Source organism: Pseudomonas sp. B2M1-30, assembly GCF_025447575.1.
GTDB lineage: Bacteria > Pseudomonadota > Gammaproteobacteria > Pseudomonadales > Pseudomonadaceae > Aquipseudomonas > Aquipseudomonas botevensis.
Map to the genome: position 1 here is coordinate 644,071 of NZ_JAOEJT010000002.1, position 12,259 is coordinate 656,329.

The window sequence follows — 12,259 nt, forward strand, 5'->3', positions numbered from 1 at the left end:
AATTCACTCAAAAATGTTAATGCCGCGCACTGCCCGATTCCTTTTCAAACAGACTGCAAATGGCGTCCACTTCCTGCCGGCCGGCGGGAAGAATGCTGATAAAGCGCTCCGACAGCTCGATCAATCCGTCGCGGTTCAACTGCTCCAGCACCGGCCAGACCGATGAGAAATAGCGGTGAAACATCAGCCCATAACGGCGCTCGATGGCGCGGATATCCAGCTCCTGATCGCACGCCAGGCGCTCCATGACCATGTGCCTGATCTGCTCGCCCTCCTCGAAACGCCAGCCACGGCAGGTCGGCAACTGATCGCAATCCAGTTGCTGCTGATAGTGCTCGATCACTTCCGCGTTTTGCGTATACAGGTCGTCGATCTGACTGATCGCACCGACGCCCAGGCCGATGTGATCGCAGTAGCCGTGACGGGTGAAGCCTTCGCAGGTGCGACGTAACCGGCCCCGCTCCTGGGCGATCGCCAGGTCATCATCGGGCCGGACGAACTGGCCCAGGCCGATGTAGTGATAGCCCGCCGCATTCAAATCCTCGAAGCAGATCCGACGCATCGCGGCTTTGTCGTCCTGACTGCACAACGCCCTGCCCGAGCCGCCGATCATCGACCGGTAACGGCGTGGTGGCCGTGCGTAATCGAATACCGTCAGCCTGTCCGGCTCCAGCTCAATGATGGTCTGCAGCTTCAGCGCGAAGCTCTCCGGCGTCTGCCAGGCGTGGCCGAAACCCAGATCGACGTTGACCGAGCGAAAGCCGAACGTACGCGCGGCATCGATCAGCGAATTGATCGGTGCCGGGTTCTGGTAGCAGGCCACCGACATCCCGCAGTCGCTGTCGATGTCCGGAACGCCGATGCTGACGTGGTTGAACCCCTGCTCGCGCAATGCACCCATGGTCGACCAGTCGGTGTGATGCAGATCGACCTCGATGCCGAAGTCGCCGCCGTCATGTTCCAGAAAACGGAACCGGCTGCGCAGATGGCCCATCAATCGCTGCAGGTGGCCGATGGAAGGTGTCCCACCGCCAAGCTGAAACTGCTCGACCCGCTGCTCGGGATGCAAATGACAGCCGACCAGATCGATTTCATGCTCCAGTCGCTGAAGGTAGTGCTCGACGTTGCAGAAGGCCGGGGTGAGGTTCGAAGGCAGGCGCACGCTCAGCGACAACGGCCGACGTTTCTGCCGACTGACGCGCAGGCCACGCAGCAAATCCAGGGAGCCGATCCCGGCGTGAAATTTTCGCGTGTCGACATGACAGTTGGGGTCGAGGATGCCCTGATCGCACCGCGCGATCGGCTCGCCGGGACTGTGAAAGAAATTGAGCATGGCGTTCTCCGAGACTGGCTGCGGGTGATCAGTGTCCGGAATTGGCGAGGGGCGCTCCTTGATTTGCATCAAGCGCAAACCGAGTGTCTGCGCGGGCCGGACCATCGGTCACCACGTCAGGTAAAACATTCCCTTGGCCAGCAACACAATGGCGACCATGTGACAAAACACACTGGCGTGGATGAAGTTTTGATAGCGAGCGCTCATGCGTCCGCTTTTGAACAGCAACATGGCCGCCAGAAAATGCACGAGTACAATCACGGCCAAGGCGATTTTCAGCGTCAGCAGCGTGCCGAATGACGACGCCAGCGGCCGGGCCAGCACCGGCACATAACGCAGCCAGACCATGCCCGCCCCCGCGCCGAACAGCACCAGCAACACCCACGGCATCAGCGTCCTGGCCCGACGACCAACACCCTGCTCCACCAGCAGCATCACCCTGGCGGGCAGTTGCTTGCGAATGTGCTCCAGAAACAGGACTTCGAAAAACACCGTGCCGATGAAGATCAGCGCGGCAAACAGATGCAAGGTCAGACACAGCAGATAGAGCATGGGCTTGGCGCTCTCGGTTTGCTCCCAGACTACCGGCCCGGCCCCATCATGCAGTTGATATCAATCAAGAAACGCTCAACACGGCGAGGCGAGTGTCACTGTCGAAAAACAGTCACTTTTGCCGGACTGTGCGACAGATCCCGTTTCAGGGCTCCCGCTTCGCGGTCTTGCGGTGTTAGTTTGTAAGTGCATGTGTCTCAGTACTGAAACACTTCTTATCAACTGCCTTGCAAAGGAATGCCATTACCCATGGACTTTTCCCTCAAACAGCTCGCCGTCACTACCCTGATGCTGGCTGGCCTTTCGACCTTCGCGATCAATGCTGAAGCCAATATCACCGCGCAGCAGAACGCGGCGATCATCAAGACGTTCAGTGACACTCCGGTTACCGATTTCCGCCAATTTCTGGGAAGCCTGGCCAAGAGCGATCTGGCGAAAACCGCCGACATCGGCCCGGCCATCAGCGCGTTCCTTGATAACAAAACCCTGACCTCCGAGCAGCAGAACGAGATCAATCGCCTGCTTGGCGTTTATGCGCGGGTGAAATACGGCGCAGCGGCGAAAGAAACCCTGCGTGAACTGGTGGAAATCCCGACCTATCGCAAGGACGGCGTTGCCCAGCACGACAACCCGGAATTCATCAGGATCGCCGAAAAGATCAAGAGCCTGGCGCAATCCTTCAATCTGAACTTCCGCAACATCGACAACCGCGTCTACGAGATTTCCCTCGACGGCAGCGGCAAGGAAGTCGTGGGGATCCACGCCCACGCCGACGTGGTGCCGGTGACGCCGGAAAACTGGGTGCTCGAGGACGGCACTCGCCTCGATCCGTTCAAGATCACGCTGATCGGCGACCGCATGTACGGCCGAGGCACTGAAGATGACAAGAACGGCATCGTGGTCACCCTGTACGCGATGAAAGTGATCAAGGAAGAAAAACTGCCGCTGGCGCGTCATTTCAAACTGCTGGTGGACACCACCGAAGAAACCACCGGCGACGCCATCCCGTATTACTTCGAACGCAACCCGACCCCGGAATACAACCTGGCGCTCGACGGCGGATACCCGGTGGTGATTGCCGAAAAAGGCTACGGCACGATCATGGCCAACTTCCCCAAGCGCAAGGCTGAAGGCAAAGGCGCACAAATCATCTCGTTGACCGGCGGTCTCGCCGCCAACCAGATCCCGTCGGCATCGATCGCCACCCTGATCACCGACAAACCCGCCGAACTGGCGGCCAGCCTGCAAAAGGCCGGCACCGAGTTTGCCAACAACAACGGCGGCGATTTCCAGGTCAGCGCCAAGGTTGACGGCAAAGACGTGAAACTGACGGTGACCGGGGTTTCCGCGCACTCCTCCGAACCCGAATCCGGGGTCAATCCGGTCGCACGGATGCTGGTCTTCATCAATAGCATTGATGGAAAGGTGGCGCTCAAGCACAACCAGATCACCGACGCCGCGCGTTATGCCGCCGACAACTGGGGCCTGGATTACCTCGGCAACACGCTCGGCGTAGGTTTTTCCGACGCCTTCATGGGGCCTCTGACCACCTCCCCGACTTACGTGGGCGAAGACGACAAAACCTTCAAACTTGCCGTGAACCTGCGCGTACCGAAAGGCAAGTCGCCGGAAGTGCTCAAGGCCGAAATCGCTGAAAAGCTCGCGGCCTGGAGCAAGAAAAACCACGTCGCCGCGGTGTTCAACTACTCGATCGCCGAACCGATGTATCGCAATCCCGAGGGCGAGTGGGTCAAGGCGCTGCTGGCAGTCGCCACCGAGAACCTGGGCATGAAACACGAATTCGGCACCTCGGCCGGCGCCACCTCGGTGCATGAACTACCGAACGGCGTGCAATTCGGCCTGGCGATGCCTGACGTGAAATACACCGGCCACACCGACGGCGAATTCAAGACAGTGGAACAATTCATGCTGGACTTGCAGGTCGTCACCGAGATGATGGGCCGGATCGGGCAGTTGCCGAAGCTGTAAGCACCCTGTCAGATCTGTGGTGGTGGAGCTTGCTCCATCGCCACTTTCTCCAGCGTTCTCTTCTCAGTGTTACGCTCCCTCATCTGTCATCTTTCGCTATCAACAGCGAAGAACGCCAATGATGGCAAAGTGCTTAATGACATTTTTTGTAATACAGATTAAATTACCTCCGCGCTGACCGGAGCAGGGTCGGCGCGTCTTGCATTCAGTTAAGGATAACGATGGCAATGGTCTATTGTCGTGCTTGCGCCAGGGAGCTTCACGAAACGGCGCTCACTTGCCCCCAATGCGGGGCGCCCCAACAGGCCTCAGCGCCCTCCTCGCAAGTCGACTCACCCTGGCTGGCCATCGTTTCGTTGAGCATCGGCATCATCTCGGCACTCACGCTGTTTGATGATTCCGAATGGGACAGGGAAACAATCGCCGGTGTCGGTATTTTCGCGCTTGCAGGTCTGGCCTGCGGCATTGTCAGCCTCAACCAAAAACACCCGGGCAAGAATCTCGCCATCGCCGGCATCGTTTTGTCAGGCATTGTCGCGTTCCTGATGTCCGTCTCCATCGAATAAACAATTTTAGGGAAAAAATATGAACATGGTTTTCTGCCGCGGTTGCGCCAAGGAGATTCACAGCACAGCGGTGGCTTGCCCACAGTGCGGCGCGCCTCAAGCGACCCAGCAATCCTTCGCATCCGGCCCTGCCATTGCGACGGGCAACGCCTATGTGGAAGCCTTGAAGAACTACGCCGTATTCAAAGGCCGCGCCACTCGCCGTGAATACTGGATGTTCGTGCTGATCAACCTGGGTGTCGCCATCGTTTTCGGCGTTCTCGATGCACTGCTGAACGCCCAAGGCATCCTTGCCAATCTCTACAGCCTGGCGGTGTTCCTGCCGAGCATTGCCGTCGGTGCGCGTCGGATGCACGACACCGATCGCAGCGGCTGGTGGTTGTTGCTGCCAATCGTCAACCTGGTGTTCCTGGTGCAGGACAGCCAGCCGGGCGACAACCGTTTCGGGCCTAACCGTAAAGGCATCAACTGATACACCCGGCAGACTGCTGATCGAGACGGCCGCCATGGCCGTCTCTTTGTTTGTGTGCCCCCCGCATGGCCACATTTGCCAGCATTGCATGGCGTTTTTAATCGCCAGATAATCCCGCCCGCTCAACGTCAGCCCCACTGTTGCGCTCTACGCAAGACACCATTGCCTCCGGGCTGATTGATAGCCACCTAACGAAAGGTGCATGCTAGAGGGCTCGCTCGAGCCTTATATCATTCCGAATGATAGTTACCTTCGTATCATTCGATTCGTTTGCCTTTACCCTCCCGAGCATCATCCGCCCATCTTCAATACATTGGCGGATGCATTCATGGAACAGTCATTCAAACATTTGCGCTTCCCGTTGGGCCTTCTGGCCGTAATGGTGATGAGCGCCTGCGGCAAGGCTCCGGAGACTGCAGCCGCGATGCCTGCTGCACAGGTCAGCGTGGCCAAGGTGCTGGAACAACCCGTCAACGAGTGGGACGAATTCACCGGCCGCCTCGAAGCGCCGGAAACCGTCGAAATCCGTCCACGGGTTTCCGGCCAGATCGATGAGGTGGCCTTCACCGAAGGTGCTCTGGTCAAGAAAGGCGACCTGCTGTTCCAGATTGACCCGCGTCCGTTCCAGGCTGAAGTGCGCCGCCTCGAAGCACTGGTCGCCCAGGCCCGTGCCAGCGCTACCCGCAGTGAAAACGAAGCCGTGCGCGGCGAACGTCTGCGTACCAGCAACGCCATCTCCGCCGAACTGGCCGACTCGCGTACCAGCGCCGCACAGGAAGCCCGTGCCGCCGTCGGTGCACTGCAAGCGCAACTGGACCTGGCCAAACTGAACCTGAGCTTCACCCGTGTCACCGCACCGATAAGCGGCCGTGTCAGCCGTGCCGAGATCACCGCTGGCAACCTGGTGACCGCCGATACCACCGCGCTGACCAGCGTCGTTTCGACCGACAAGGTCTACGCCTACTTCGACGCCGACGAACGTGTGTTCCTCAAATACACCCAGCTCGCCCGTCAGGGCCAACGTGGCGCTACCACGCCGGTGTACATGGGCCTGTCCAATGAGGACGGCAACCCGCACCTGGGCCAGATGAACTTCGTCGACAACCAGGTCAACCCGAAAACCGGCACGATCCGTGGTCGCGCAGTGTTCGACAACAGCGACGGCTCCTACACCCCGGGTCTGTACGCCCGCCTGAAACTGGTCGGCAGCGGCACCTACAACGCCATGCTGATCAACGACGAAGCGGTCGGCACTGACCTCGGCAAGAAGTTCGTACTGGTGATGGATGGCGACAACAAGACCGCCTACCGCGCCGTTGAACTGGGACCGAAGATCGAAGGCCTGCGCATCGTGCGCACCGGCCTGAACAAGGGCGACACGATCATCGTCAAGGGCCTGCAACGGGTACGTCCTGGCTCGCCGGTCACCCCTGAAGTGGTGCCGATGGCCAGCGAACAGACCCTCACGGCACTCGCTCAACAACGCCAGGCGCTGGAAGCCAGCAACCTGCCCAAAGTCGCCCCCGCCAAGAACACGGCCGGCTCGGTGGTGAAACTGGCTGCTACGACCCCACGCGGTTAAGGGACACTGACTCCGATGAATTTTTCCCAATTCTTCATTTCACGGCCGATCTTCGCAGCGGTGCTATCGCTGCTGATCCTGATCGCCGGCGCGATCTCGCTGTTCCAGTTGCCGATCAGCGAATACCCGGAAGTCGTTCCGCCCACCGTGGTGGTACGTGCCAACTTCCCTGGCGCCAACCCAAAAGTCATCGGTGAAACCGTGGCAGCTCCGCTGGAGCAAGCCATCACCGGCGTCGAGAACATGCTGTACATGTCCTCGCAGTCCACCGCTGACGGCAAGATCACCCTGACCATCACCTTCGCCCTGGGTACTGACCTGGACAACGCGCAGGTGCAGGTGCAGAACCGGGTGACCCGTACCGAGCCGAAACTTCCCGAGGAAGTGACGCGCATTGGTATCACCGTCGACAAGGCTTCGCCCGACCTGACCATGGTTGTGCACTTGACCTCGCCGGACAAACGCTACGACATGCTGTACCTGTCCAACTACGCGATCCTCAACATCAAGGATGAGCTCGCGCGTCTGGGCGGTGTCGGTGACGTGCAGTTGTTCGGTATGGGCGACTACTCGCTGCGGGTATGGCTCGATCCGAACAAGACCGCTTCGCGCAACCTGACCGCTACCGATGTCGTCAGCGCCATCCGCGAGCAGAACCGTCAGGTCGCTGCCGGTCAATTGGGTGCGCCTCCGGCCCCGAATGCCCAGAGCTTCCAGCTGTCGATCAACACCCAGGGCCGTCTGGTAACCGAGGAAGAGTTCGAGAACATCATCATTCGCGCAGGCGACAATGGTGAAATCACTCGCCTCAAGGACATCGCCCGCGTCGAACTGGGTTCCAGCCAATACGCCCTGCGTTCGCTGCTGAACAACCAGCCAGCCGTGGCCATCCCGATCTTCCAGCGTCCAGGCTCCAACGCCATCGAAATCTCCAACGAGGTTCGGGCGAAGATGGATGAGCTGAAGAAAAACTTCCCGCAAGGCATGGACTACAGCATCGTCTATGACCCGACGATCTTCGTGCGCGGCTCCATCGAGGCGGTGGTTCACACCCTCTTCGAAGCGCTGATCCTCGTGGTACTGGTGGTGATCCTGTTCCTGCAGACCTGGCGCGCCTCGATCATTCCGTTGGTGGCGGTGCCGGTATCGTTGATCGGTACGTTTGCGGTGATGCACCTGTTCGGTTTCTCGCTCAACGCACTGTCGCTGTTCGGTCTGGTACTGGCGATCGGTATCGTGGTGGACGACGCCATCGTGGTGGTGGAAAACGTCGAGCGGAACATCGAGCTTGGGCTCAATCCGTTCGATGCGACCAAACGCGCCATGGGTGAAGTAACCGGCCCGATCATTGCCACGGCGCTGGTGCTGTGTGCGGTATTCGTACCGGCGGCGTTCATCTCCGGTCTCACCGGTCAGTTCTACAAGCAGTTTGCCTTGACCATCGCGATCTCGACCGTGATCTCGGCGTTCAACTCGCTGACCCTGTCGCCAGCGCTGGCGGCCGTATTGCTCAAGGGCCACGACGTACCGAAAGACCGCTTCTCCCGTGTACTGGACAAACTGTTGGGTGGCTGGCTGTTCCGTCCGTTCAACCGTTTCTTCGAAAAAGCCAGCCATGGCTACGTCGGCACCGTACGCCGGGTCATCCGTAGCAGCGGCATCGCCCTGCTGCTGTACGCAGGCCTGATGGTGCTGACCTTCTTCGGTTTCTCCAGCACGCCGACCGGTTTCGTACCCGGCCAGGACAAGCAATACCTGGTGGCCTTCGCGCAACTGCCGGATGCCGCGAGCCTGGACCGCACCGAAGACGTGATCAAGCGCATGTCCGACCTGGCACTGAAACAGCCTGGCGTGGAAAGTGCCGTAGCGTTCCCTGGCCTGTCGATCAACGGTTTCACCAACAGCCCGAACGCCGGCATCGTGTTCGTGACCCTGAAACCGTTCGACGAGCGCAAGGACCCAAGCATGTCCGCCGGTGCGATCGCCGGTGCCCTGAACGGCAAATATGCCGGGATCCAGGAAGCCTACATGGCGATCTTCCCGCCACCGCCGGTACAGGGTCTGGGCACCATTGGTGGTTTCCGTCTGCAAATCGAAGACCGGGGCAACCTGGGCTACGAAGAGCTGTACAAGCAAACCATGAACATCATTGCCAAGAGCCATAACGTTCCGGAACTGGCCAACCTGTTCACCAGCTACACCGTGAACGTGCCGCAGGTCGATGCCGCCATCGACCGGGAAAAAGCCAAGACCCACGGCGTGGCCGTCAGCGACATCTTCGACACCCTGCAGATCTATCTGGGTTCGCTGTATGCCAACGACTTCAACCGCTTCGGCCGCACCTATCAGGTCAACGTCCAGGCTGAGCAGCAGTTCCGCCTCGAGTCCGATCAGATCGGTCAGCTGAAAGTACGCAACAACAAGGGCGAAATGATCCCGCTGGCGACCTTCATCAAGGTCAGCGACACCTCGGGTCCGGATCGCGTGATGCACTACAACGGCTTCATCACCGCTGAAATCAACGGTGCGGCAGCCCCCGGCTACAGCTCCGGCCAGGCCGAGGCCGCCATCGAGAAACTGCTCAAGGAAGAACTTCCGAACGGCATGACCTACGAGTGGACCGACCTGACCTACCAGCAGATTCTGTCCGGCAACACCGCGCTGTTCGTGTTCCCGCTCTGCGTACTGCTGGCGTTCCTGGTGCTCGCCGCTCAATACGAAAGCTGGAGCCTGCCACTGGCGGTGATCCTGATCGTACCGATGACCCTGCTGTCAGCCATTACCGGGGTGATTGCTTCCGGCGGCGACAACAACATCTTCACCCAGATCGGCCTGATCGTACTGGTGGGCCTGGCCTGTAAGAACGCGATCCTGATCGTCGAGTTCGCCAAGGATAAACAGCAGGAAGGCCTCAGCCCGCTGGCTGCGGTACTGGAAGCCTGCCGCCTGCGTCTGCGGCCGATCCTGATGACCTCCGTCGCATTCATCATGGGTGTAGTGCCACTGGTGTTCTCCAGCGGTGCCGGTGCCGAGATGCGTCACGCCATGGGTGTGGCGGTGTTCTCCGGGATGCTCGGGGTGACCTTCTTCGGTCTGCTGCTGACGCCAGTGTTCTACGTACTGATTCGTAACTTTGTCGAACGCGGTGAAGCCCGCAAAGCGGCCAAGGCGCCGAAACCGGGCACGCAACTGGAGGCGCAACAATGAGTCTGAAAGTCTTCCTGCCGAGCCTGCTGGTACTGGCCCTGAGTGCCTGTGCCGTCGGCCCCGACTACAAGACCCCGGAGACGGAGGCGGCCAACATCACCACCGCCACCGACGGCGCTGCCGGTCAGAAGAACTTTGACCGCTCCAGGTTCGAAGGCATCTGGTGGCAGCAGTTCGACGACCCGACCCTCAACCAGTTGGTGACTCAATCGCTGCAAGGCAACCGTGATCTGCGCGTGGCGTTCGCTCGCTGGAAAGCCGCCCGGGCGATCCGCGACGACGTCAGCAACGACGCCATGCCGACCATCACCAGCCGGGCCAGCAGTGACCTGGGCAAAGGGCAGATTCCAGGCCAGACCACCCAACGGGTCAACAGCGAGCGTTACGACCTGGGGCTGGACATGGCCTGGGAAGTGGATCTGTTCGGACGCATCCAGCGCAATCTGGAAGCCAGCGAAGCTGACCAGCAGGCAGCCGAAGCCGATCTGTACCAGCTGCAAGTCACCATGATTGCCGAGCTGGTGGACGCCTACGGTCAACTGCGCGGCGCCCAGTTGCGAGAAAAGATTGCCCTGGCCAACCTGGAAAACCAGCGTGAGTCGCGCACCATCACCGTCAGCCTGCGGGACGCCGGTGTTGGCGACCAGCTCGATGTGGAACGCGCCGATGCGCGCCTGGCTTCGGTCGAAGCCAGCGTTCCACAGCTGCAGGCCGAGCAGGTTCGACAAAAGAACCGTATCGCCACCCTGTTGGGCGAGCGTCCGGACAAGCTGACCGTCGACCTGAGTCCCAAAGACCTGCCGGCGATTGCCAAGGCCCTGCCGATCGGCAATCCGGGTGACCTGCTGCAACGTCGTCCGGACATTCTCAGCGCCGAACGCAAGCTGGCCTCGGCCACCGCGCGTATCGGTGTGGCGAAGGCAGACCTGTTCCCTCGGGTCAGTCTCAGCGGTTTCCTCGGCTGGACTGCCGGGCGTGGTTCGCAGATCGGTTCCTCGGCGGCCAACGCCTGGGCACTGGGTCCGAGCATCACCTGGGCGGCGTTTGACCTGGGCAGCGTGCGCGCCCGTCTGCGCGGTGCCGATGCAGATGCCGAAGGCGCCCTGGCGACCTACGAGCAACAAGTACTGCTGGCTCTGGAAGAATCGGAAAACGCCTTCAGCGACTACGGCAAGCGTCAACAACGCCTGATCTCGCTGATCCGTCAGAGCGAATCGAGCCGCAAGGCCGCCGACCTCGCCGAGATTCGCTATCGCGAGGGCACCGCAGACTTCCTCGTCCTGCTCGACGCCCAGCGTGAGCGTCTGGCGGCCGAAGACAGCCAGGCCCAGGCCGAAGTCGATCTGTATCGCGGCATCGTCGCGATCTACAAGGCCCTGGGTGGCGGCTGGCAGCCAGAAACGGTCGCCAGCAAGTAACAGGTTTTTAAAGAGCTCCTTTGGTTGGCCGCAACCAACCAAATTCCTTTGCCCCGCGTATCATTCGGTCGCGGGGCTTTTTTTGCCTGGCCGAAAGCCTTGGACTCCCCTGTACGCCACTGTCTCGGTCATGCCATTCGGCCGCCTTCGTGGGCAAGCCCCCGTCCATAAAAGCAACACACGCCCGGAACGTCAGCGATGCTCCTGAACAGTCACCGTCGCAGTCGTCCCCGCGCGCAATCGGCCTTTGCCAGCATAATCGGCATCGATACCAATCCGCACCGGCACCCGTTGTGCCAGCTTGACCCAGGTGTAACTGGGGTTGATGTTGGCCAGCAGGCGACTGCCCTGTGAGTTTTCCCGGTCAGCAATGGCGAAAGCGATGCTCTGCACCGTGCCGCCAAAGGTCTCGCCGCTCATCAACTCGATCCGCACCCGGTCGCCCTCCCCGATCCGTGGCAACTTGGTTTCCTCGAAATACCCACTGACGTAGAACGAATCGCTGTCGACCAGAGCCAGCATGGCATTGCCGGCCACTGCATAATCGCCCTGCCGGGTCAGCAGATTGGTCACATACCCGGTGACCGGCGACTCCACGCGAGTACGCTGCAAATCCAGTTCCGCCTGGGTCAGTGCGGCAATCGCCAGTTGCACGTTGGCCTCGGCGAGGCCGAGATTAGCCTGATTACGCAGCAGATCGGCCTGGGCCACGGCGACATCGGTGCTGGACTTCTCCCATTCCTCCCCGGAAATCGCAAAACCCTGTTTCAAGGTGCGTCGCCGACGCTCTTCACTTTCACGCTGTTTAAGTAACGCTTCGCTGGCAACGATGGTGGCCTTTGACTGCCCCAGCGTGGCCTTCGCCACCTCCACCGAACGCCGCGCATGCTCCACCGCGAGGCTGTAGCGCGCGGGGTCGATCTCCAGCAGCAACTGGCCCTTGGTGACATGCTGGTTGTCCTGCACCGCGAGCGTGACAATGCGCCCCGAGACATCCGCCGACAGCGTCACCACATCCGCCCTCACCCGCGCATCGCGCGTCCATGGCGCGCGGGTGTAATGCTCCCAGGCAAACCAGCCCAGCACGATCGCCAGCACCACCACGGCGAGAGTTGTCAGTCGGGAAAGCAATTTATTCAA

General features: G+C 60.4%; 9 protein-coding genes. 6 read left to right on the plus strand and 3 right to left on the minus strand.

The genetic code is table 11. The features are described 5' to 3' along the window. Positions 1–16: 16 nt before the first annotated feature. Positions 17–1,333, minus strand: a complete 1,317-nt coding sequence (locus N8H74_RS06550) for a coproporphyrinogen III oxidase (RefSeq protein WP_262146671.1) — start codon at positions 1,331–1,333, stop codon at positions 17–19. Positions 1,334–1,441: 108 nt separating this feature from the next. Then, positions 1,442–1,885: a hypothetical protein gene (locus tag N8H74_RS06555; RefSeq protein ID WP_262146672.1), complete on the minus strand. Its 444-nt coding sequence runs from the start codon at positions 1,883–1,885 to the stop codon at positions 1,442–1,444. A gap of 249 nt (positions 1,886–2,134) precedes the next feature. On the opposite strand from N8H74_RS06555, the gene N8H74_RS06560 reads away from it, so the two are divergent. From N8H74_RS06560 to N8H74_RS06585, 6 genes are all read left to right on the plus strand, one after another. Next, on the plus strand, positions 2,135–3,874 hold the full coding sequence (locus tag N8H74_RS06560) for a dipeptidase (RefSeq protein ID WP_262146673.1): 1,740 nt from the start codon (positions 2,135–2,137) through the stop codon (positions 3,872–3,874). A 221-nt stretch (positions 3,875–4,095) separates the two neighbouring features. Beyond that, the gene (locus tag N8H74_RS06565) at positions 4,096–4,440 is read left to right on the plus strand and encodes a DUF4190 domain-containing protein (protein WP_217831285.1); all 345 of its coding nucleotides are present in this window, start codon (positions 4,096–4,098) and stop codon (positions 4,438–4,440) included. Between the two features lie 19 nt (positions 4,441–4,459). Next, positions 4,460–4,912: a DUF805 domain-containing protein gene (locus N8H74_RS06570; protein ID WP_217831286.1), complete on the plus strand. Its 453-nt coding sequence runs from the start codon at positions 4,460–4,462 to the stop codon at positions 4,910–4,912. Positions 4,913–5,240: 328 nt separating this feature from the next. Continuing rightward, entirely contained in the window at positions 5,241–6,494 is a 1,254-nt protein-coding gene (gene mexE / locus N8H74_RS06575; protein WP_262146674.1) for a multidrug efflux RND transporter periplasmic adaptor subunit MexE, read from the plus strand. A gap of 15 nt (positions 6,495–6,509) precedes the next feature. Next, the gene (locus N8H74_RS06580; protein ID WP_262146675.1) at positions 6,510–9,701 is read left to right on the plus strand and encodes an efflux RND transporter permease subunit; all 3,192 of its coding nucleotides are present in this window, start codon (positions 6,510–6,512) and stop codon (positions 9,699–9,701) included. Then, positions 9,698–11,119 carry a TolC family protein gene (locus N8H74_RS06585; RefSeq protein ID WP_262146676.1) on the plus strand — a complete coding sequence of 474 codons (1,422 nt, stop codon included), beginning with the start codon at positions 9,698–9,700 and terminating at the stop codon, positions 11,117–11,119. The genes N8H74_RS06580 and N8H74_RS06585 overlap by 4 nt, the downstream gene beginning before the upstream one ends. Before the next feature lie 192 nt (positions 11,120–11,311). Here N8H74_RS06585 and N8H74_RS06590 read toward each other — a convergent pair whose 3' ends face one another. Beyond that, a complete protein-coding gene (locus N8H74_RS06590; protein WP_217831290.1) occupies positions 11,312–12,259 on the minus strand; it encodes an HlyD family secretion protein in 948 nt (315 codons plus the stop codon).

Bases quoted from the DNA above. Each gene is read 5' to 3' on its own strand.
- N8H74_RS06570 (WP_217831286.1), top strand. From the start codon at position 4,460: ATGAACATGGTTTTCTGCCGCGGTTGCGCCAAGGAGATTCACAGCACA.
- N8H74_RS06580 (WP_262146675.1), top strand. From the start codon at position 6,510: ATGAATTTTTCCCAATTCTTCATTTCACGGCCGATCTTCGCAGCGGTG.
- N8H74_RS06550 (WP_262146671.1), bottom strand. From the start codon at position 1,333: ATGCTCAATTTCTTTCACAGTCCCGGCGAGCCGATCGCGCGGTGCGAT.
- N8H74_RS06565 (WP_217831285.1), top strand. From the start codon at position 4,096: ATGGCAATGGTCTATTGTCGTGCTTGCGCCAGGGAGCTTCACGAAACG.
- N8H74_RS06560 (WP_262146673.1), top strand. From the start codon at position 2,135: ATGGACTTTTCCCTCAAACAGCTCGCCGTCACTACCCTGATGCTGGCT.
- N8H74_RS06555 (WP_262146672.1), bottom strand. From the start codon at position 1,885: ATGCTCTATCTGCTGTGTCTGACCTTGCATCTGTTTGCCGCGCTGATC.
- mexE (WP_262146674.1), top strand. From the start codon at position 5,241: ATGGAACAGTCATTCAAACATTTGCGCTTCCCGTTGGGCCTTCTGGCC.
- N8H74_RS06585 (WP_262146676.1), top strand. From the start codon at position 9,698: ATGAGTCTGAAAGTCTTCCTGCCGAGCCTGCTGGTACTGGCCCTGAGT.